We start from the raw sequence: 20236 nt of genomic DNA, 5'->3' as shown, positions 1-20236 counted from the left end.
ATCTAGAGCGAATAGCCGAATTTCCCGATTTCCCAGGCGTTCAGCGTCTCGATCTGCGCATTCACATCAGGATTCTTGGCGAAGATTTCCTGCGTGGTGATCGTCTTCTTGCGCGTCTCGCTCTTGGCGTTGATGCCCTTGAACGTCTCCCACAGGCCCGCGATGCCGGGGATTTCGGATTCGAGCTTGAGAATATCCTGCTCGAAATGCTCGTAGCGCAGAAAGGTATCGACGATCTCGGTGCCGTCGATCCGATAGTTCGGATAGTTGATCTCGATGAGATGCGGGTTTTTAGTGAAATAGGGTGTGAAGTTCTTCAGCCTCGGCTTCTTGTCGCGCTTGGTGTTCTTCCAGAAGAAGATCGAGACCGCGCGATCCCAGGGATTGCGCACCAGCGAAATCTTGCGGTAGTCGCGCCACACATTCGCCGGCAGCCGACGCTTGGCCATCTTGGCCGGAATGTGATTGTAGAATTTCAGCGGCAGTTCCCGCTTGAATATCTCCGCCGGCTTGTCTTTCGAAAACAGGTCCACGAGCGCGAAATTGAAATTGCGCGGGCCGATGAAGCCGAGATTGGTCCGGATCTCCTCATCATTCCTGGAAATCGGCGTGATGATGTCGCCCTCGGACAGGAATTTCGACAACGCGATTTCAAAGGATGTGCCCGCGACTTTCCGGGGCTTGATGAAGATGAACTTATGCTGATGAGAAACGATCATGAGGCTTTCTTCGAAACGCGGATCCTGCCGGTCTAGCCGGGCCGGCGCTATTTGAGCCCAAAAGCTTCAGATTTCAAGTGGAAGGTAACTGCGGCCCAAGACGAGCCGATCAGCCATCGCAGTCCGAAATCCCTGCTTGACCATCGATTGAAGTTTCACGATAGTGAATATGTTAAGTGATTTCGCCATGTCTTGTGGCTGTCACCTGGCACTTTCTGTTGGGAGGCGGAATTGGAGCTTTTGCACACGCGGAGTCTGGTGCCGTCGAAGTGGTCGGCCGTGTCCTGTGATCAGTGGGCCGACGATCTTCATTCCATATGCGGCAGTTTCAATCCCCGGCTCATCGAGCGCGGGCGCCCGGTCCGGGGTGCGGCGCGCGGTATCGATGTTTGCGGCATGCAGTTCGCGCATGTTTCCAACGATCTCGATTGCGTGCATCGAAACTGGGACGACATAAGGCGCGACACGGTCGAGCATCTTTTCCTGATCGTCCAGCTTGAGGGATCCTGCGGCGTCGATCATGTCGGCCAGCAGGCGACGCTCGATGTCGGCGATTGCATCCTGGTCGATTCCACCAAGCCTACAACCTTCCATTTCGGCGGCAATTTCTCCAATCACCTCTCCATGCACCTGCCGCGCCAGACGATGTATTCGGGTAAGCGGGACAAATTCGATATTGCCCGCAAGCTCGAAGGTTTCGATACGATGGCGATCATGCTGCGTGCGCTGATCGCCAAGATCATGTCGACGCCCGATTCCGACGGGAATTCCGCGAGCCTCCAGGAGTTGATGTTCAACGCCACCCGCCAGGCCTTCGTGTCCGATACCGATGTGTTGCTCAATCCGATGTACGAGAGTGCCGCGCGACGGATGCAGATGGTCGACATGCTGATCGACCAGCACCTGACCGACGCCAACCTGTCGGCCAAGTGGCTGGCAACCCGCATCGGCGTCTCGATCCGGACCCTGCAGCAGGATTTCCATGGCGTCGGCATTACCTGCACGACCATCATCCGTGACCGGCGGCTGCGCCTCGCCAAGGAAAAGATCGAACAGATCAAGGACGTCAAAGGCGGCAGGACGATCGCGGAAGTCGCGTACTCCGCGGGTTTCAACGACATTTCCTATTTCAATCGCAGCTTCAAGGAACTGTTCGACTGCGCCCCCACCGATTGCCTCAGGCAGGGCGGCGGCAAGCCGGAATAGAACGCATTTCTGCTGCGCTGCACCTGCGTTTTTATCCAATTCAAGGCGCGCAATCCTCCAAGACAGGAAAAACCGCCCAGCCCATAATGGCTCCATAGACAAGCGCGGTTCCTACGCCGCGTGCGGGAGGAGTAGCATTTCATGGAATATACCCTGCTCATCGGCGGGCAGCGCATTGCCACTGCCAACCATGCCGAAGTGAGAAATCCGTCGACGGGAGAGCTTGTCGGCCTGATGCCGCTGGCAACGCCCGAACAACTCGACCAGGCCGTGGCCGCCGCCGGGGAAGCCTTCAAGACCTGGAGCCAGACCTCCGACGGCAGCCGCATCGAGGCCTGCCGCGCGATCGCCGAAGCCATATCCCGGCACGCGGAGGAACTGGCGACCTTGCTCACCCGGGAGCAGGGCAAGCCGATGAACGGCCTCGGCTCGCGTTTCGAGATCGGCGGCGCCATGGCCTGGACGCGTTACACCGCCGAACTCGTGCTTCCGGTCGAGGTGCTCCAGGACGATAACGAGGGCCGCGTCGAGCTGCATCGCAAGCCGATTGGCGTCGTCGGTTCGATCACGCCATGGAACTGGCCGGTGATGATTGCCTGCTGGCACATCATTCCGGCGATCCGCGCCGGCAACACCGTGGTGATCAAGCCATCGCCGATGACGCCGCTTTCGACCATCCGTCTCATCGAGATCGTCAACGAGGTCCTACCGCCCGGCGTCATCAACGTCATCACCGGGGAGAACTCGATCGGCGCCGCATTGTCCGCGCATCCCGGCATTGCCAAGATGACCTTCACCGGCTCTACCCCGACTGGCAAGAAGATCATGGCCTCGGCCGTCGAGACACTGAAGCGCCTGACACTGGAGCTCGGTGGCAACGATGCCGGAATAGTGCTGCCTGATGTCGATCCCAAGGGGATAGCCGAGGGACTCTTCTGGGGCGCGTTCATCAACAACGGCCAGACCTGCGCTGCCCTCAAACGCCTCTATGTGCATGACAGCATCTATGAAGCCGTCTGCGAGGCCCTTGCGGACTACGCCGGACGGATCACCGTCGGTGACGGCATGGACGAGAAGAGCGTGCTTGGTCCGATACAGAACGAATTGCAGTTCAACAAGGTGCGCGACCTCGTCGAGGACGCCCGCGCCAATGGCGGCAGGATCCTGACCGGCGGCGCGCCGATGGAACGGCCGGGCTATTTCTATCCGATCACGCTGGTGGCCGACGTCGCCGACGGCATGCGCATCGTCGACGAGGAGCAGTTCGGCCCCGCTTTGCCGATCATTCGCTACAGCGATATCGACGAGGTGATCGAACGCGCCAATCGTAATCCCGCCGGGCTCGGCGGTTCTGTATGGTCGTCTGACCCCGAAAGGGCCAGGCACTACGCGCTCAAGCTCGAATGCGGCTCGGTCTGGATCAACAAGCATGGTGCGATCCAGCCGAATGCGCCCTTTGGCGGCGTCAAGAGCTCCGGCATCGGGGTCGAATTCGGCGCCGAAGGGCTCAAGGAATTCACCACCATCCAGACCGTGTTGAGCTGAGCCATGGAAAGCTACGATTACATCATTGTCGGGGGCGGGTCGTCGGGCTGCGTGCTCGCCAACCGGCTTTCGGAAAATCCTGGGCACAAAGTGCTGCTGATCGAATCCGGCCGTGCCGACAAGGACCCGTTCATCCACATCCCGGCTACCTTCTTCAGGGTCCTGGGCAAGGGGATCGATATCCACCCTTACGTTTCCGAGCCCGAGAAGGGGCTCAACGGGCGGCCTGCGATCGTTCCGCAGGGCAATGTTCTGGGCGGCGGCAGTTCGATCAATGCGATGATCTATATCCGCGGCCATCGCAACGATTACGACACCTGGGCGCAGATGGGCTGCCAGGGCTGGTCCTATGAGGACGTGCTTCCCGCATTCCGGTCTATCGAGAACAATGAGCGGCTCAACGGACACTATCACGGCACTACAGGTTCGCTCTCGGTTTCCGATCCGCGCCATCGGCACCCGCTCAGCGAAGCCTTCGTCAAAGCCGCCGTCGAGGCCGGCCTGCCCCTCAATCCGGATTTCAACGGCGAGAACCAGGAAGGCGTTGGCTTCTACCAGAGCACGACGCGCAACGGGCGCCGCTGGAGTTCCGCGCAAGCCTTCCTGCGCGAGGCCGAGAAGCGGCCGAACCTCCGGATCATGACGGAGACGAAGGTCGCCCGCATTCTTTTCGAAGGCAAGCGCGCGTCCGGCGTCGAGCTTCTCGATGGTCGGAAAATCGGAGCGGCCAAGGAAATCGTGCTGACATCGGGCGCAATCGCGACGCCGAAAATCCTGCAGCTCTCCGGCATCGGCGACGCGGCGCATCTTTCGGATCTCGGCATCCCTGTTGTGGCGGACCTGCCCGGTGTCGGCGCGAATTTCCAGGATCATCTCGAAGTGCCGGTTCAAGGCGAGACCCGGGACCCGATCTCGATCCTCGGCCATGATGCCGGCCTCAAGGCCGCCCTCCACATGGCGCGTTATCTGCTCACGCATCGGGGGCTGCTCAGCTCCAATGTCGTTGAAAGCGGTGGCTTCGTCGATACGGCCGGCACCGGCCAGCCGGATATCCAGTTGCATGTGCTGCCCGTTCTGGTGGGCTTCGCCGACCGCAGTCCTGAGCCAGGGCACGGCCTTAGCATCGGCCCCTGTTTCCTCAGGCCGCGTTCGCGCGGCACGGTTCGGCTCAAATCCGCCGATCCGCGCGAGGGCGCGCTGTTCAACGCCAACGCGCTGTCCGATCCGGCCGATGTCGATACGCTGGTGCGCGGCGTGGATATCGCCATCCGCATTCTCGAGGCGCCGTCGCTCGCAAAGCTGGTCAAGCGCCGCGTCCTCCCGAGGCCCGGCGTCGAGAAGGATCCCGACGCCTTGCGCGACTATATCCGCCAGACCGCCAAGACCGTGTTTCATCCGTCCGGCACCGCCAGGATGGGCCGGGCGGACGATCGCATGGCGGTCGTGGATTCCAGTCTCAAGGTACACGGCGTGGAGGGCCTGCGGGTCGGCGATGCATCGGTCATGCCGACGCTCGTGTCCGGCAATACCAATGCACCGGTGATGATGATCGCAGCGCGTGCGGCGGCATTCATGACCGGCAAGGCGATCCCGGCCTGAAGGATCGGGCGACGATGGCCGGCGTGTGGGAGCTCGCCCGTCGTGACTATCGAAAAACAACGGAGGAGGAACTCATGAATAGATCAGCTTATCTGCTTGCCGCCACGGCGGGCTTCATCATTGCCTCAAGCGCCGGCGCATGGGCGGCGCCAAAATGCGGCCTCAACAATGGCAAGAAGGCCGAGGGCGAACCAATTCTCGTCGGCGCCCTCGTCGGCCAGACCGGGCCGGATGACTTCTCGTCGTCGGCCGATGCGGCCGCCGCCTTCTTCAAATGCGTCAACGAAAACGGCGGCATCAACGGCCGGCCGATCGAATATCTGGTCGAAGACGACCAGTGGAATCCCGAGGTCGCCGGCCAGGTCGCGACGAAGCTCGTCAAGGACAAAAAGGTCGTGGCGCTGGTTTCCAGCGGTTCCTTCGTCGAGATGGGCGTCAATGCCAAGCTCTACGAGGACGAGGGTGTGATGTCGATGGCGGCGGCCTGCGCCGTTTCCGAATGCTTCGAATCCAAGAATATCGTCTCGACCAATGAAGGGCCATTGCCTTCGACTATCGGCGCGGCGCAATGGGCGGTCGGCAATCTCGGGTCGAAAAGCGTCGTCTGCATCGGTCTTACCATTCCTTCCGTCGGCCAGTATTCCTGCGGCTGGATGGAGAAATACATGGAATCCAAGAGCCTGAAGGGTTCGAGCGTGCTGCTCGATCCCGGCGCGGCCGACATGAATTCCGCCTATCTCGAAGCGGTGGCATCCGACGCCGATACCATCCTCGTGAACCTTCCCGCCGGCATGGCCGCCGCCTTCCTGCAGGTGGTGATCGAATCGGGCACGAGGGACAGCTACAAATGGATCTCTTCGACGCCGCTCTACGACAAGGACGTGCCGGGGCTTCTCGGCGACGCCTGGTCGGGCGTGATGCATGTCAACGCAGAGCTTACGCCGATCGACGGCGCAGGGCCCGATGCCACCAACTGGCGCGAAGTGATGGACAAATATGCATCCGAAACTGATCCGCGCGACACATTCAGCCAGTCGGGTTATCTCTCGGCCCGCTTCTTCGTGGATGCGATGCTGAAGCTCGATCCGGCCAAGATCGATCGCGCCACTGTCACGGAGGCGATCCGCAACATCAAGAATGAGAAATCGGACCTGCTCTGCGGTCCATACTATGTCGGCCATGGCGATCGCCACATGCCGAACCATGCCAATATCATGATGCAGATGGTCGATGGCGGCTTCAAGCAGGTGGGTGAATGCGCCGATGTCGACAGCGCCTATCTCGATCCGATCCGGGCTCAGGAAAAAGAACTCGGCATCGTCCAGAATTGAGTGAGTGAGAAACTGATGGGTGCCTATGGACTCTTCCTGGTATCCGGCCTTGCCGTGGGTGCGCTTTACGCCCTCGGCGGGGTCGGGCTAGTGCTTCTGAACCGTGCGACCGGCGTGCTGAATTTCGCCTATGGCGCGATCGGCGCACTCGGCGCCATGTGTGCCTGGCAGGTCCTCCAATGGGGATATCCCGAGCCGGTGGCATGGCTCGCATGCCTTGGCGTCGGCATTCTGCTCTCGACCGGTTACGGCGCATGGATCGCGCCCGGCCTCAGTCATCGCGAGCCGGTGGTCAAGGCGGTGGCGACGCTCGGCTTCGGCATCGCCATTCTTGGCGCCATGAACCTGCTGTGGGTGGTCAATCCGCGCAAGCTGACGCTGGCGATGGATGGAATATCGCTCAATATCCTCGGCCTCAGAATGACCGCGACCCGTCTGCTTGCCCTCGTTGCGGGCGTGGTGATCACGCTCGGCACGGGTATTTTCCTGGTTCGAACGCGGCTCGGGCTGATGATGCGCACGCTTGCCGACGACCGTCAGCTGGCGGCCGTGCTCGGCACGCCGATCCGCAAGGTCGAGACCATCGCCTGGGGATTTTCGGGCTTCCTCGCGGGCATTACCGGCATGCTGTTCGGCGATCTCGTGCGGCTCGATCCCGTGGTACTCACCTTCATCGTCATCCCGATCATCGCCACGACGGTGGTTGGCCGGTTGACTTCGATCAAGGTCACTTTTTTCGCCGGACTCGCCATCGGCATCATCGAAAGCTTCATCACGCTCTATAAGCCGTTGGCGCCCTTTCGCGTTGCATCGCCCTTCATCGTCGCCATTCTCGCGCTGATGTGGCTGCAGCGCGGGCGCAAGCTCACATTTTCGGGGGCGGATTGATGGCGCTCGCATCGCAATTGTCCGACGCGCAGGAGGCCCCGGCCCGCAAACCGAGCCTGAGGATGATCTGGCCGCCGCTGGTCCTCATCGTCATCGCCATCGTCCTGCCCATGGTCGCCGCGGCACTCTGGCTGAAAGTGATGACCTCGGTGGCGATTTATGCGCTGACGGCAGCCAGCATCGCATTGCTCTACCGCAAGCTCGGGCAGGTCTCGCTCGCCCAGGTCGCTTTCATGGGATGCGGCGGCTGGGTGGCGCTCCGTCTTGCCCATGGCACCGGCCTGCCGTTCGAAATCAACATTCTTGCCGGGGGTGTCTTCGCCGCCGTCGTTGGCATGATCTTCGCTTATCCGGCGTTGCGCATGCGCGGGCTTTACCTCGCGCTGGTGACGCTCATGGCGGCCGGCGGCTTCGGGATTCTCATCAATGTCATCCAGTTTCCGAATGGCGGCGACGGCGTCCTCGGCTTTGCCGTCAAGTCGGTCTCCTATATGCCGCGGCCGTGGATCGCACAATCCGATGAAGCCTATTTTCGCTACTGCGTGGCCGTGACGTTTCTCGGATTCCTGCTGATCCATCTGCATGAGCGGGGAAAGCCCGGCCGCGCCTGGTCGCTGATCCGCAAGAGCGAGGCGGCGGCCATGGCGGTCGGCATCAACGTGACGGCATATAAGATCTGGGGCTTCGCGCTTTCCGGCTTTCTGGCCGGCGTCGCAGGCGGGCTGCTCGCCGGCAACCTGCAACTCCTCGATGCGCGCTCATTCCCAGCGGCGGAGTCGGTGATGATCTGCGCGCTTACCATCGTCGGCGGCGCCTGGAATTGGTATGGCGCGGTCATCGCGGCACTGCTTTACCGTTTCGTGCCGGCGCTTCTCAACGATCTCGGCGTCAGCGGCGACGCGGCCTTCATCATCTTCGGCGCGGCGCTGATCCACGCATTGATGACTGCGCCGCGCGGCATCGCCGGGCAGTTGGCCGACCTCGCCGGCAGGTTCGGGCGCAAGGAGGGCGAACGATGATCGCGATCCGCGATATCACGGTCGCCTTCGGCGGCGTCACGGCGCTCAACCGCCTCACCGCCGATCTGGCTGATTCGGTCGTCGGCATCATTGGGCCCAACGGGGCGGGCAAGACCACGTTTCTCAACGTGATGTCCGGCTTCGTGCTGCCGAAGACCGGCTCGATCGACGCGTTCGGCACCGAGATCCTCGCGCTCCGGCCGCACCAGCGCAGCCGCTGGGGCCTGCGCCGCTCGTTCCAGAAGGAGCAGGTGGTAGATGATTTGACGGTCGAGGAGAATGTCGGCGTCGTACTGGACAGCCTGTCGCTCGGTACCGCCGAACGGGAACGGCAGCTTTCCAAGGCGTTGGAATTCGCCGGCCTCGCGTCCCTGAGAAAAGTGCGGGCGGCCGGGCTGAACGCGTTTTTCCGGCGGATGACGGAGATAGCGCGCTGCGTCGCTGGTCAACCGAAACTGCTGCTGCTCGATGAACCGGGTGCAGGGCTCTCGCAGAACGAAGTGGAAGTGCTTCGGCGGATGATTTCCGATATCCACGGCTTCAACGGTGCAATGACACTTCTCATCGACCATGACGTCGATCTCATCCAGGCCGTGTGTTCATCGACGATGGTGCTCGATTTCGGTTCTCTGGTCACCTCGGGTCCGACCCGCGATGTGCTGAGCGATCCCCGTGTGCGGGCGGTCTATCTCGGCGTGGAGGAAGTGGCATGAGCCGGGTGGTGATCAGCAACCTCTCGGTCCGCCGGGGCAACAAGCTCGCCGTCGACGATCTGTCGCTCACCCTCGAGGCGGGCCGGATCACCGCACTTCTCGGCCCGAACGGGGCGGGCAAGAGCACGCTGGTTCTGGCGCTCGCGGGCGTGCTGCCGATCGAAGGCGGCACGGTGGAAATCGATGGCAAGATGATGAGCGCCAGGGCGCCCGAGGCGATCCGCGCGGCGGGTCTCGCCGCCGTGCCTGAGGGTCATCGCGTGCTTTCCGGGCTGAGTGTGCACGACAATCTCCTGGCCGCCGGGTTCGGCCACAGCGCACCGGTGGCCCGAGAGGCGGTCGAGGACGTTTACGGCATCTTTCCCGAACTCGCCGAGCGCAAGGGCCAGAAGGCCGGCACGATGTCCGGCGGGCAACAGCAGATGCTGGCGCTCGGCCAGGCTCTGGTGGCGCGGCCGAAGTTCATCCTCGCCGACGAAATGTCGCTCGGGCTGTCGCCCCTCATCGTCAAGCGCCTGATGGGCGTGGTCGTGAAGCTTGCCGAGCAGGGAACCGGCATTTTGCTGATCGAGCAGTTCACGCATATCGCGCTGAAGCTCGCCGGTGCAGCCAATGTCATGTCGCGCGGCAGGCTGACATTCTCCGGCGCTCCCGGCCGGCTGATCGATGAGCCGGATATTCTTCATCGCGCCTATCTCGCGCAGTAGGAGGCGGAAATGGGGAGCGCATTCGCGATCGCCCATGGGGCGGATTTTCCCGCACTGGCCCGGCAGCTTTTCGGCGCCGTGCGGCTCGATTTTCCTGAGCGGCGGGATGAGGGCAGGTATCTGGCGTCGGCGGTGCTCGGCGATTGCCGAATCTCCGAACTCGGAGCTGGTGCGCATACCGTCCATGGCGAGCGGGTCGTTCGGTCGAGCCATGACCCGGATGCGCTCAAGCTGTTGATTCAGACCGAGGGACGTTCGGCGATTTCGCAAGGAGGCCGCACGGTCGATTTCGGCGGCGACATGCCCGTCATCTACGATCCGACCAGGCCCTATATCCTGGTCAACCGCACGCGGGTGCGGCTGATCATGCTGCAGGTGCCCCGGAATGTGGTTTCGGGAGCGGCACGCCACGCACTCGCATCGCCATTGGTGCCATGCCGGGCGCTTGCCGGGCTCTGCCACATCCTGCTCTCGACGATGGAAACGACGCTGAACGAGGCCGAGAGCCTGGACGAGACGAGTCGCGCCAGTCTCGGCCGGACTTTGGTGGATATGGTGCGTCCGCTGATCGGGCCCGACGTCGCCGAAGCGTTTGTGAAGCCGAACTCACTGGAAACATTGCTGACAAGAACCAAGGACTTTATCGCGGCTCATCTGGATGATCCGGAACTTTCGGTCGAGCGCATTGCCGCGCGGATGGGCTGCTCGCCGCGCTATATCTTCCGTGCCTTCGAGGCTGAGGAGATGACACCCGCACAGTTCATCTGGAGCACACGATTGGCGCGGGCGCGGGTAGCGCTGGGCTCGGCGGCCTGCACCGGGCGAACGATCTCGGAAATCGCCTTCTCGCTCGGATTTTCATCGAGCGCGCATTTCTCCCGCGTCTTCCGTGATCGCTTCGGCCTATCGCCACGCGACTTCCGCGGCGCTGGTACGGCATCCCCTACGTCATAGCTTCCGCGACCCGCAATGTGTCTGTGAATTGTTCGAAACGCCGGATCTTGCCGCCGGACGCGCCCCAGACATGCACGACGCGGACATTCATCGCCTTGCCCGTGGCCTTGTGAATTGCCGTGTAGTTGCCGATCCCCACCGCCTCGTCGCCGGCGTCGAGCAGGCGCTCGAGCGTGAATGTGTAATTCTCGAACTGGGCGCCGAGGGGCTTGAAGACGCCTTCGACGATGGCATCCGGCCCGACATAGGTGCCCGCGCAGGGGAATCCATCCATCTCCGTCCACCGGCAGTCCGGCGCGATGTCGGCCAGCATGCCGGCAAGATCCTTGCGGTCGTTGGCGGCGTAGTGGTCGCGGACGAGTTCGTATGTGTTGCGCATCAGACTGGTTCCTGACCGGGCAGATAATAGGTCATCGAGACCTTGCGGATGAAGGCGCCGGCTGGGTTGTTCTGGATCGAACCGTCTCCTGTTATGCCGAGGAACTTGCCGGTCGAGCGCATGTCCCTGAGATTGTAGAAGAAGGTGGAAGCGACCGGGATCTTGAACTCGCGGAAGGTGAAGACGTATTGGTCCTCGTCGAACTTGTAGGTCGTGGCGAGATCGACGTCGCCATGGCCGCGCTGCACCCCCACCAGGCACTGCCAGGCATAGCGTTGGGACGAGAGGTAGGTGTGCTCGTAGGTATGGTTGGGGCTGTAGGTGAAATGCGCCCTCAATCCGATCAGGTCGCGGGTCTCGACTGGCTCGAAGCCCGTCGCGTCGCCGGATGCGCCAGAACGAAAAATCTGGGCCACCTGCGGCTCGCCGACCGCCTGCTCCTTGTCCCGGACGATGGAATAGATCGAGAGCGCGCGGCCGGTGGCGGCATTGAGGATGAGCGTCTCGGATTCCCTGGGACGCGAACCGAAGACGATCTCGATGAAATATGTCGAGGGCGCGACTTCGATGACCTCCGATTTGTCGACGCCGCTGCCTGCGCTGTCCGACCATTCGACCGTGCCCGATGAGAATGCGAGATCGAGCTTGCGGCCATCCTCGAATGTCACGTTGCGCGACGTGCCGTCGAGTGCGTTTGTCGGCGGCAGCCGATTGGTGTCGATTCCGTAGGCGAACTGGTCGTAGGTCTTCCAGTCCTTGGGATTCTGCTGGCTCATATGTTGCTCCCCGGCTCTTGTTGTCAGTCGACCATCGCAAGCGTCGGCAGGTCGACGGTGCCCGCGCCGCCATCGACAGTCAGGATCGCGCCGTTGATCATTCGTGCCTCGGCCGAGGCGAGAAAGCACACGGCATTGGCGACGTCCTCCGGATGCGCTGGCATGCCGAGCGGCACATCCTTCGTCACCAGCCGGTAAGCCTCTTCGATCGAGCCCAGGCCGTGCTTTTCCATCACGAACTGCATTTCCTCGTCGGCCATCGGCGTCGTCACCCAGCCGGGGCAGACGGTGTTGGTGCGAACCCCCTTGCGGCCGTAATCACGCGCAAGCGACTTCGCGAGCCCGATGCAGGCGTGTTTCATGGTGACGTAGCCGGCCGCATCCGGCCCTGCAAAGAGCCCGGCGATCGAGGCGAGCACGACGATGTTCCCTCGGCGCGCAATGAGTTGCGGCAGGCATTCGCGTGTGCTGACGAAGGCGGTGTTGAGATTGAGCCGCGTGGCAAGCGCCCAGGTCTCATCGGACATTTCGATTGTCGGACCCATGCCGTGCCCGCCCGCATTGGCGATCAGGATGTCGATGCCGCCGAACATCTCGACGATCATGGCGACGACCGCCTTCATCGAGGGAGTGTCGGCCGCATCCGCCTGGACGACGGCGGCGCCGATCTCGTCGGCCACCGCCTGCAGTGGCTCCCGGCGCCGGCCGATCAACGCCACTCTGCCGCCCTCGCTCGCGATCCGGCGCGCCACGGCGGCGCCGATGCCGGTGCCGCCGCCGGTGATGACAGCGGTCTTGTCCTGGAATTTCATGAGTTTCCTCCCTGCGTGATTGGCAATCTAGCAAAAGGACCGTGCGGCGGCTTTCCCCAGCATGAACACGGATTTGTCCGAGCGTGAAAAATCCGCGCAAAAGGAAGGCGGGCAGAACCCGCCGCTCGGTTCAAGCCGCAGTCTGGCCGGCGTCGCCGAGATAGAGGCGATGCAGATGCGCCGGATCCCTGGCGAGTGCATCACACCCGCCGTCATAGACCATCCGGCCGCGCCGCAGCACATAAGCGCGGTTGCCGATGGCGAGCGCCAGCGTCGCAAACTGCTCGACCAGCAGTACGGCCATGCCATTGTCGGCGAGCCTGCGGACCGCCGCCATCAGGCGGCCGACCACGACAGGCGCCAGACCCGACGACATTTCGTCGATCATGATCACCTTCGGACGGGTGACGATCGATCGCGCGATCACCAGCATCTGCTGTTCTCCTCCCGACAGCATCCCGGCCCTGATACCGCGGCGCTGCAGCAGTTCGGGAAAGAGATCGTAGGCTTCCCGCAGGTCGCTGGCGGGATTGAGCGCGACCCGGAGATTCTCTTCCGTGGTCATCTCCGAGAAGACCGTGCGGCCCTGTTCGACATGACTGAGCCCGCTGCGTGCGCGGATTCCGGGCCTGAGCTTCGCCAGGGCGACACTATCCAAATCGACCGAACCACCCGCGACGGGAATGATGCCGGAAAGGCTTTCGAGCAGCGTGGTCTTGCCAGCGCCGTTCGAACCGAGCAGCACGCTGATCTCGCCGCTCCTGGCTTCAAGATCGACGCCGCGCACGACGGGAATCCCGGAGCGGTTGACGATGAGGCCGTTGACCAGGAGCGTGGTCATTCCGCAGCCTCCTCGAGTTCGATGCCCATATAGGCCTTCTGCACAACAGGCATTGCGAGCACGGCCTGCGGCGTGCCGCTGGCGATGACCCGCCCGAAATCGAATACCGTGATGGCCGAACAGGCTCGCCGTACAAGGTCCATGTCGTGCTCGATCAGCAGCACAGCCGAGCCGAATTTCTCCGGGATTGCGGCGATACGCGCGCCGAGCTTCAGCGCCTCGTCGTAGGATTGGCCGGCTGCGGGCTCATCGAGCAATATGACAGGCGGGCGGGCGGCCACGACGCCGGCGACATCGAGCAGGCGGCGCGTACCGGCATCGACAGAGGCGATGGGGGTTTCCGCAGGGGGACAGTCGAACCATTGCAGGATCGCCGCGAGTTCCGCGTCGCCGATCGGGCCGGCAGCTAGGCGGATATACTCGCCGACGCGAAGTTCGGGCGCGATTCGGGTCGTCTGCCAGGTGCGACGGATGCCGGCGCGCGCGCGCGTTGTGGCCGAACAGCCTTCGAGCGGCTTGCCGTTCAGCTTCACCGAGCCTTCGTAATGGGCGAGAAAGCCGGCGATGGCATCGACCATGGTCGATTTTCCCGCACCGTTCGGTCCGACCAAGCCGACGACGGTCCTGGCGGGAACCCTGAGATTGACCTTGTCGAGTGCCACGACCGCGCCATAGCGGACGGTCAGATCCGAGACCTCGAGCGCCAGTCCGCCTTCATGCGCGACCGCTGCTGGCAGATGACCGGAGAGGTCCGAGGTCGAGGCTGTCATGCGTTTCGGAAGCCATTTGCGTCCGAGCCGTGCGCAGGTCTCGCTGATCGTCTCCCCGGTGGAAAGTGCCTGCACCGCGCCCACTGCGAAGAACACATTACCGACATCCTGCGGCAGGCTCAGCCTTCTCAGAAGTTCCGGAAAGAGCGTGATCAGAATGCCGCCGATGATCGCGCCGACCGTGAAATGCGCACCCACCATGGTCGACACGGCAAACAGCGCCAGCGACTGCATCATGCTGAAATTCTCGGCGACGAGCGTGCCGAGATAGCCGGCGAGCAGGCCGCCCGAAATGCCCGAGATGAAAGCGCTGATCGCAAACGCGCTGAGCTTTGCCCGCGGAATGCTGACGCCATGGGCGGCGGCGGCTCGCTCGGAATGCCGCACCGCGAGCCAGGATGCGCCAAGCCTCGATCGGCTCACGAATTCCAGAACCACGGCGATGATGCCGTAAAATCCGAGAATGAAGACGAAATAGCCACGATCGCTGTCGAAGAGTTCGGGGCGGACGACCTGTGTGAAGGAGGTCTGGCCCGGGAATGTGATCGTTGCCAGCACTGTGTCGAAGGCCGCGGCAAAGCCGAGGGTGACAATGGCGAGATTGATGCCGCGCAGGCGTAGCGCGGGAAGGCCGATCGCCACGCCGACCGGCACCGCGGCAAGCCCGCCGGCCAGGACCCAGGCGATCAGGCCGCCGGGCGCTTCGATGAGATTGAGATAGCCGGTCACCCAGGCCCCGACGCCGGCAAAGGACATCTGGCAGAGCGAGATCATGCCGGTGCGGCCGGTGACCAGCCCCAGGCTCTGCAGCGCAATTCCGACGATGAAGACCGCGGTGATCAGGAATACCCAGTATTTGGGCAGCAGGACCAGGACGAGAGCGCCGAGGACGACGAGCGAGAAGGCGGTCGTCGCGGCCGCGCGGATGCTAGCGTGCTTCATCCCAACGGGCTCCTCTTTGCGACCAGAGAAGGACGGCAAGAATGACAAGGAAGGGAACGGTCGAGCGATACTGGCTGAACGCATCGAGGCCGCTCGCGAGGCCCTCGATGACACCGATCATGACGCCGCCGAGAAGCGCTGCACGGAAGCTCACGAAGGCGCCGATCAATGCCGCGGCCAGGGCCGGAACCACCAGCAGGCTGAGCGACATGAAATCCGGCGAGCGCAGTGGAGCTATGATCATCAGCGCGAAGGACGTGACCGCGCCCATCAGCGCCCAAACGCCGAGTGCGAGAAGCCGCACGCGGATACCGATCAGTTCGGCCGCCATCGGGCGCTGTGACAGGGCGCGAAGTTCAAGACCGGTACGGGTGCGCGCGAGGAACTGTTCGGTCGCCACCGTGAAGACGACGGAGATCAGGAGTGTCACCACTGCCGCCCAGGTGACCTCGACGCCAGCGAGGCGAAAGGCCGAGCCCGGGATAAGCTCAGGGAAGAAATGGGGATGCTGGCCGCCGGTGAGGCGAAGACCGATGGCGATGATGCCGACGAGGAGGGCGGCGGTGACGGCGGCTTTCGTCGAAGCACTGCTGTTGGCAAACCATGTCGTCATGACGAGGCCCACCAATACCGCCGCGAAGGCGCCTGCGACAATGCCGAGCAGGGCGGCCGGCAGCAGCGGCATGCCCAGTTCGTAGAGCGCGACCATCGCGAACGTGCCGGAGGCGCCGATCGCAGCGCCGGTGAAATTGACCACGGCCACGAGCCGGTAGGTGAAGATCGCGCATACCCCGAGGATGGCATAGGCGCCGCCGGCGGATAATCCGGCGACCGCGGATGTGAAGAGAGAGTTCATTCCGGAGCTCCGGTTAGTTTGATACGTCAGCGCAAGTAGTTCCCCGCCCCGAAACCCCTCCCCACAAGGGGGAGGGGCCAAGCCGTGGCACCCTCCCAATCCATCGCCGCTCGCTCCGCATTGGGTGGCCATCGGTGAGCATGAGACGGTGCGGCAGGTTAAGCCCCTCCCCCTTGTGGGGAGGGGTTGGGGCGGGGTCTTATTCAGTCACTCAGCCTTGGGCAGGGTAAACCACTCGGGCGACTTCACCGTCCATTTGCCGCCCACGAGCTGCATGATCTTGGAGGCCTGCATCGATGAATGGCTGTCGGCATCGCCGAAGACATACGCGCTTCCGGCGATCGGATATTTCAGCTCCTTGCCCTCCTTGAGAGCGGCCGTCACGGATTCGCGGGTGATTTCGCCTTCGATGCCCGAGATCGTGTCGATCAGCACCCTGGCGGCCATGTAGCCGCCCTGGGAAAACGCTGTCTTCGGCAGGCCCGCCGTTTCCATCGTCTTGATCCAGTCGGCATTGGCCTCGCTGGCTTCGGTGTAGGGCTCCCATTCGGTGCCGATATAGATCGGCTGCTGGCTGCCGGCGAGCGCCTTGGCGACACCCTCGGTATAGCCGGGAGCAAGGAACATCCAGTTGATGCCGGAGATCTTCTGCGCTTCGGCGGTCTTCACCCATTGCACCACGCCGGGTTCGACCTGGTTCGTCAGCACGGCATCGCAGCCCGCGTCGCGCGCCTTGATGACATAGGGGGTCAGGTCGCCTTGCAGCGGAAGCGTCATGTCGACGAGGGCGATCTTCTTGCCGCTCATCTTTTCCCACTGGGCGACGGCATTGGCGTAAGCCTCCTGCGTGCCGCCGATGATGGCGAAGAAGGCGCAGGCCTTCTGGGAATTCAGATTCTTCGAAGCATAGTCCAGCATGACCGTGGTCAGCGTATAGGGCCCGACATTGACCGGGGAGACACTCGGTGCGTTGAAGCAGAGCGGATCGACGCCGACGCCCTGGACCGAAAGAAGATCGTTCTTCTTGTAGGTGCCGGCATTGACCGCGCAATCGAGCAGGCTGGCGCCGCCGCCAAGAACCACGACTTCCTTGTTGTCGATCAGGTCGCGCGCGGACTGGGCCGCGACCTGCGGGTCGGCCTTGTCATCGGCCATCGTGTATTCGATTTTGCAGCCGTTGATGCCGCCGGCCGCATTGAGCTGTTCGAAAACGGCGGCCGCTGCCTTCGGGGCATCCGAGAAATCGACAATGCCGGTGATTGTCGAGACGCTGCCGATCTGGATCGGCCCGTTCTCGCAGGTCGGTGCGGCAAGTGCCGCGGCGCCAGACAGCGCGAGGCCGAACACGGCCGCGCCGAGCGTCGGGATGATAAGTCTGATCGTCATGTCGTTCCCTTTCCTGTTTTTGAAGTACGGCGGTTCCTCTCCGCCGGTAGTTATCGCTGAAAGACAGCCTTGCCCTCGAAGTAGGTCGTCAGCACCTGGGTGTCGGCGATCCGGTTGGCAGGTATTTCAAAGACATTCTGGTCGAGCACGATGACATCGGCTGACTTGCCCGGCTCGAGTGAACCGGTCTCGCCATCGATGCCCATGGCGATTGCCGAATTGAGCGTGTAGATCTCGATTGCCGAGGCGAGATCGATCGCCTGCTCCGCCCAGAGCGAGACGCCGGGGAAGGCGCCCGACGGGTTCTGGCGTGTCACCATGCCCTCGATGCCATGCCAGGGATCGGGCACGGGGATAACGGGCCAGTCCGAGCCGCCGGCAAGCAACGCGCCGGATTTTCTGAGATCGGCGATCGGCCAGAATCGCGTGGCGCGCTCCTCGCCCATCACCGCCTTGTGGCCCTCGAGGAAGGTCGTCGGATACCAGATCATCGGGCAGAGGTCGGCGACCACGCCCAACTCGGCAAAGCGGCTGATATCATCGGCGCGAATGTAGCTCGCATGGGCGATGTGATGCAGAACCTTTGCGGGGCCGTTGAAATGCCGCACCGCCTCGACCGCATCCAGCATCTCGGTCACGGCATAGTCGCCGGTGCAGTGGATCTTCAGCCCCATGCCGAGCTTCTCGGACTTGTCGATATGCCTGACGAGTTCCGGATAGGTGACGAGCACCTCGCCGCGATGGCCAGGTGGATGAGCGGAGTCCTGGATATAGGCGTCGTGGAAGGCCGCCGTCTGCGCCCCTGGCACGCCATCGAGGAAAATCTTGGTGAAGTTCGGCCTGACATGACTGGTGCGATATTGATCGCGAAGTGCCAGCAGTTCGTCGCCGGAAAGGCCGAACATGAAGCTCGGCTCGATCAGCGGCAACGAGGTGACGGCCCATGCCGTCAGCTTGTCCTTGCGGTCGAGATTGGCAAGCGCCTTGAGGATCGGCAGCACCGAGGCGGCGTCCTGAAAGGCGGTGACGCCATGGGCGTTGACGATCTCCACGGCGCGCGCCACCGCGGCCTCTCCCATCGCTTCAGTAAAATGGTCGGCGGCCGCGCGCTCGACGATACCGGCAGCGGATTCGATCAGCAGGCCGGTCAGGCGGCCGGTCCTCGGATCGCGGCCGAACGCGCCGGCCGGCGGATCGGGCTGGTTGTCCGATATGCCCGACAGGCGCATCGCCTCGCTATTGACCCAGCGATTGTGCATGGTCTCGTCGCGCAGCAATACGGGATGGCCGAGGCTTGCCGCGTCCAAGCTGGCCAGCGCGGCCTGGGTGTTGAGCGCCGCCATCATATCGGCGCCCCACTGGTTGGCGACGATCCACTGGCCGGGGGCCGCGTTTTCCGCCTGGCCGCGCACGTGGGCGCAGATGTCATCGACCGTGGCTCCGGCCTTTATCTGGGTCTCGAAGAGATCGGCCTGTCCGCCCATCATGATGTGGTTGTGGACATCGACGAAGCCGGGCATCGCCATGCGGCCCTGGAGATCGACGGTGGTCGTTGCGGAGCCCGCAAAGCCTGAGATCTCGGCATGGCTGCCCACCGCGAGAATCCGGCCGCCGGCCACCGCGACAGCCTCGGCCCATGGCTTCGCCGGATCGACGGTGTAGATCCGTCCATTGGTGAGAATGAGGTCGGCGCGACCGGCACCATGCGACATGCTTGCTTCCTCCAAGGCTGGTTCAATATGTGAACCGCACATTCAATAGTTAGAATGACGCGGGTTTGGAGGCGTGTCAACATAGTTCACACGTTAAATATATCGACGACTAAGAAAATGCCGTGGCCTATTGTCCAGAGAGATGCCGGGCCCGCCATTCGCTGGGCGGCAGTCCCGCCCGGACCTTGAAGAACCGCGAGAAGTAGGCGGCGTCCCGGAGGCCGATCTCGAAGGCGATGTCTTCGAGCGGACGAACGGTGAAGAGCAGCAGGCGCTTGGCCTCGAGCAGCCTGCGTTCGTTGAGGAATTCCTTGACCTGAAGCCCGAACGCGGAATGGCAGGCCTTGGCCAGCAGGTGCGGTGTTGTGTTGAGTTCCGCCACGTAACGCTCCACGGGCCAGTTATCGCGAAAATGGAGATCGACGAGGCGCCGGAACTCCGAGGCGAGAATGGTGTGGACCGCCATGGCTTCAGATGGTGCCGGGGTGCCGAACCTGCCGATTTCGGTCAGCGCAGCCGCCGCAAGGCTTGCAAGCGCCTTCTCCATTCCCGGCCGGCCGTCGCGATATTCGTCCGCGATCATGTCCATCATTGACGCAAGCCTGGTCCAGCCGGCGGCACCGGCGTTGCCCGATATCATCAGCGGTGTGTCCAGCGGCAGGATCGTGCGCTCGCGGAGCGGAGCCAGGGCGCTGTCGGCGATCGAGACGACGATGGCATCCGTCTCGCTCGGCTCGACCGTGAAACCATGGATCACGCCGCTCGGAACGAAGCTCACCGCCGGCGCCAAAAAATCCAACCGTTCGTCCTCGATGAAATATGTGCCATGGCCCTTCGTCCAGAAGGTAATCTGCGCCAGACGAGCATGCTGATGAGCCTCGACGCGGCCGAGATGCACATTTTTGCGCGCCATGACCGTCTCGACATGCATGAATCCGACTTCGAGGGGACGATCGGCTTCGCCATAGACGAAGAAGCTTGGGATGGTGTTTGACATGTGGCCTATCAGAAAAAAGTACAAGCGATTTTGCCATTCTGTGCATGGAAGGGGAAGCGCAAAATACTTAACATGAAAATTAAT

At 62.7% G+C, this 20236-nt stretch carries 19 protein-coding genes; 9 read left to right on the top strand and 10 right to left on the bottom strand.

Annotation, left to right across the window (positions count from 1 at the left end):
• Positions 1 to 2: 2 nt before the first annotated feature.
• Complete coding sequence (locus ACSQ26_RS15465; RefSeq protein ID WP_436010278.1) at positions 3 to 719, bottom strand: sulfotransferase family 2 domain-containing protein; 717 nt, start codon at positions 717 to 719, stop codon at positions 3 to 5.
• 231 nt (positions 720 to 950) lie between these two features.
• Between ACSQ26_RS15465 and ACSQ26_RS15460 the strand changes: the two genes are divergently transcribed.
• The 9 genes from ACSQ26_RS15460 to ACSQ26_RS15420 all read left to right on the top strand — a co-directional run bounded on the left by ACSQ26_RS15460 (position 951) and on the right by ACSQ26_RS15420 (position 10681).
• Positions 951 to 1925 carry a helix-turn-helix domain-containing protein gene (locus ACSQ26_RS15460; RefSeq protein WP_436010276.1) on the top strand — a complete coding sequence of 325 codons (975 nt, stop codon included), beginning with the start codon at positions 951 to 953 and terminating at the stop codon, positions 1923 to 1925.
• 141 nt (positions 1926 to 2066) lie between these two features.
• Positions 2067 to 3470, top strand: a complete 1404-nt coding sequence (locus ACSQ26_RS15455; RefSeq protein ID WP_436010274.1) for an aldehyde dehydrogenase family protein — start codon at positions 2067 to 2069, stop codon at positions 3468 to 3470.
• A 3-nt stretch (positions 3471 to 3473) separates the two neighbouring features.
• The gene (locus ACSQ26_RS15450) at positions 3474 to 5069 is read left to right on the top strand and encodes a GMC family oxidoreductase (RefSeq protein ID WP_436010272.1); all 1596 of its coding nucleotides are present in this window, start codon (positions 3474 to 3476) and stop codon (positions 5067 to 5069) included.
• A 74-nt stretch (positions 5070 to 5143) separates the two neighbouring features.
• On the top strand, positions 5144 to 6400 hold the full coding sequence (locus tag ACSQ26_RS15445; protein WP_436010270.1) for an ABC transporter substrate-binding protein: 1257 nt from the start codon (positions 5144 to 5146) through the stop codon (positions 6398 to 6400).
• Positions 6401 to 6415: 15 nt separating this feature from the next.
• Positions 6416 to 7288, top strand: coding sequence for a branched-chain amino acid ABC transporter permease (locus tag ACSQ26_RS15440; protein ID WP_436010268.1), 873 nt, complete (start codon positions 6416 to 6418; stop codon positions 7286 to 7288).
• Complete coding sequence (locus tag ACSQ26_RS15435) at positions 7288 to 8307, top strand: branched-chain amino acid ABC transporter permease (protein ID WP_436010266.1); 1020 nt, start codon at positions 7288 to 7290, stop codon at positions 8305 to 8307. Before ACSQ26_RS15440 ends, ACSQ26_RS15435 begins: the two co-directional genes overlap by 1 nt.
• Positions 8304 to 9020, top strand: coding sequence for an ABC transporter ATP-binding protein (locus ACSQ26_RS15430; RefSeq protein WP_436010264.1), 717 nt, complete (start codon positions 8304 to 8306; stop codon positions 9018 to 9020). The genes ACSQ26_RS15435 and ACSQ26_RS15430 overlap by 4 nt, the downstream gene beginning before the upstream one ends.
• Complete coding sequence (locus ACSQ26_RS15425) at positions 9017 to 9727, top strand: ABC transporter ATP-binding protein (protein WP_436010262.1); 711 nt, start codon at positions 9017 to 9019, stop codon at positions 9725 to 9727. The genes ACSQ26_RS15430 and ACSQ26_RS15425 overlap by 4 nt, the downstream gene beginning before the upstream one ends.
• Before the next feature lie 9 nt (positions 9728 to 9736).
• Entirely contained in the window at positions 9737 to 10681 is a 945-nt protein-coding gene (locus tag ACSQ26_RS15420; protein WP_436010260.1) for a helix-turn-helix domain-containing protein, read from the top strand.
• On the opposite strand, the gene ACSQ26_RS15415 is transcribed toward ACSQ26_RS15420, so the two are convergent.
• The 9 genes from ACSQ26_RS15415 to ACSQ26_RS15375 all read right to left on the bottom strand — a co-directional run bounded on the left by ACSQ26_RS15415 (position 10671) and on the right by ACSQ26_RS15375 (position 20152).
• The gene (locus tag ACSQ26_RS15415; protein ID WP_436010258.1) at positions 10671 to 11060 is read right to left on the bottom strand and encodes a nuclear transport factor 2 family protein; all 390 of its coding nucleotides are present in this window, start codon (positions 11058 to 11060) and stop codon (positions 10671 to 10673) included. The genes ACSQ26_RS15420 and ACSQ26_RS15415 overlap by 11 nt on opposite strands.
• Positions 11060 to 11836, bottom strand: coding sequence for a MoaF C-terminal domain-containing protein (locus ACSQ26_RS15410; protein ID WP_436010256.1), 777 nt, complete (start codon positions 11834 to 11836; stop codon positions 11060 to 11062). The genes ACSQ26_RS15415 and ACSQ26_RS15410 overlap by 1 nt, the downstream gene beginning before the upstream one ends.
• A gap of 23 nt (positions 11837 to 11859) precedes the next feature.
• Positions 11860 to 12648 carry an SDR family NAD(P)-dependent oxidoreductase gene (locus ACSQ26_RS15405; RefSeq protein WP_436010254.1) on the bottom strand — a complete coding sequence of 263 codons (789 nt, stop codon included), beginning with the start codon at positions 12646 to 12648 and terminating at the stop codon, positions 11860 to 11862.
• A 130-nt stretch (positions 12649 to 12778) separates the two neighbouring features.
• Complete coding sequence (locus ACSQ26_RS15400) at positions 12779 to 13489, bottom strand: ABC transporter ATP-binding protein (protein WP_436010252.1); 711 nt, start codon at positions 13487 to 13489, stop codon at positions 12779 to 12781.
• Positions 13486 to 15201: a branched-chain amino acid ABC transporter ATP-binding protein/permease gene (locus ACSQ26_RS15395; RefSeq protein ID WP_436010250.1), complete on the bottom strand. Its 1716-nt coding sequence runs from the start codon at positions 15199 to 15201 to the stop codon at positions 13486 to 13488. The genes ACSQ26_RS15400 and ACSQ26_RS15395 overlap by 4 nt, the downstream gene beginning before the upstream one ends.
• Positions 15188 to 16057: a branched-chain amino acid ABC transporter permease gene (locus ACSQ26_RS15390; RefSeq protein WP_436010248.1), complete on the bottom strand. Its 870-nt coding sequence runs from the start codon at positions 16055 to 16057 to the stop codon at positions 15188 to 15190. Before ACSQ26_RS15390 ends, ACSQ26_RS15395 begins: the two co-directional genes overlap by 14 nt.
• Before the next feature lie 207 nt (positions 16058 to 16264).
• Complete coding sequence (locus tag ACSQ26_RS15385) at positions 16265 to 17443, bottom strand: ABC transporter substrate-binding protein (RefSeq protein WP_436010246.1); 1179 nt, start codon at positions 17441 to 17443, stop codon at positions 16265 to 16267.
• 50 nt (positions 17444 to 17493) lie between these two features.
• Positions 17494 to 19155 carry an amidohydrolase gene (locus tag ACSQ26_RS15380; RefSeq protein WP_436010244.1) on the bottom strand — a complete coding sequence of 554 codons (1662 nt, stop codon included), beginning with the start codon at positions 19153 to 19155 and terminating at the stop codon, positions 17494 to 17496.
• 127 nt (positions 19156 to 19282) lie between these two features.
• Entirely contained in the window at positions 19283 to 20152 is an 870-nt protein-coding gene (locus ACSQ26_RS15375) for a helix-turn-helix domain-containing protein (RefSeq protein WP_436010242.1), read from the bottom strand.
• Between the last annotated feature and the right edge of the window lie 84 nt (positions 20153 to 20236).

Source organism: Rhizobium sp. LjRoot254 (assembly GCF_964254105.1).
Classification (GTDB): domain Bacteria; phylum Pseudomonadota; class Alphaproteobacteria; order Rhizobiales; family Rhizobiaceae; genus Rhizobium_E.
Note: the sequence above shows the minus strand (reverse complement) of the source record. Positions and strands in the feature narration are given on the sequence as shown.

Coding starts and splice junctions, on each gene's coding strand:
- ACSQ26_RS15395 (WP_436010250.1), bottom strand. CDS start 15,201: ATGAAGCACGCTAGCATCCGCGCGGCCGCGACGACCGCCTTCTCGCTC.
- ACSQ26_RS15440 (WP_436010268.1), top strand. CDS start 6,416: ATGGGTGCCTATGGACTCTTCCTGGTATCCGGCCTTGCCGTGGGTGCG.
- ACSQ26_RS15420 (WP_436010260.1), top strand. CDS start 9,737: ATGGGGAGCGCATTCGCGATCGCCCATGGGGCGGATTTTCCCGCACTG.
- ACSQ26_RS15385 (WP_436010246.1), bottom strand. CDS start 17,443: ATGACGATCAGACTTATCATCCCGACGCTCGGCGCGGCCGTGTTCGGC.
- ACSQ26_RS15455 (WP_436010274.1), top strand. CDS start 2,067: ATGGAATATACCCTGCTCATCGGCGGGCAGCGCATTGCCACTGCCAAC.
- ACSQ26_RS15425 (WP_436010262.1), top strand. CDS start 9,017: ATGAGCCGGGTGGTGATCAGCAACCTCTCGGTCCGCCGGGGCAACAAG.
- ACSQ26_RS15375 (WP_436010242.1), bottom strand. CDS start 20,152: ATGTCAAACACCATCCCAAGCTTCTTCGTCTATGGCGAAGCCGATCGT.
- ACSQ26_RS15410 (WP_436010256.1), bottom strand. CDS start 11,836: ATGAGCCAGCAGAATCCCAAGGACTGGAAGACCTACGACCAGTTCGCC.
- ACSQ26_RS15445 (WP_436010270.1), top strand. CDS start 5,144: ATGAATAGATCAGCTTATCTGCTTGCCGCCACGGCGGGCTTCATCATT.
- ACSQ26_RS15435 (WP_436010266.1), top strand. CDS start 7,288: ATGGCGCTCGCATCGCAATTGTCCGACGCGCAGGAGGCCCCGGCCCGC.
- ACSQ26_RS15400 (WP_436010252.1), bottom strand. CDS start 13,489: ATGACCACGCTCCTGGTCAACGGCCTCATCGTCAACCGCTCCGGGATT.
- ACSQ26_RS15450 (WP_436010272.1), top strand. CDS start 3,474: ATGGAAAGCTACGATTACATCATTGTCGGGGGCGGGTCGTCGGGCTGC.
- ACSQ26_RS15415 (WP_436010258.1), bottom strand. CDS start 11,060: ATGCGCAACACATACGAACTCGTCCGCGACCACTACGCCGCCAACGAC.
- ACSQ26_RS15380 (WP_436010244.1), bottom strand. CDS start 19,155: ATGTCGCATGGTGCCGGTCGCGCCGACCTCATTCTCACCAATGGACGG.
- ACSQ26_RS15405 (WP_436010254.1), bottom strand. CDS start 12,648: ATGAAATTCCAGGACAAGACCGCTGTCATCACCGGCGGCGGCACCGGC.
- ACSQ26_RS15430 (WP_436010264.1), top strand. CDS start 8,304: ATGATCGCGATCCGCGATATCACGGTCGCCTTCGGCGGCGTCACGGCG.
- ACSQ26_RS15465 (WP_436010278.1), bottom strand. CDS start 719: ATGATCGTTTCTCATCAGCATAAGTTCATCTTCATCAAGCCCCGGAAA.
- ACSQ26_RS15390 (WP_436010248.1), bottom strand. CDS start 16,057: ATGAACTCTCTCTTCACATCCGCGGTCGCCGGATTATCCGCCGGCGGC.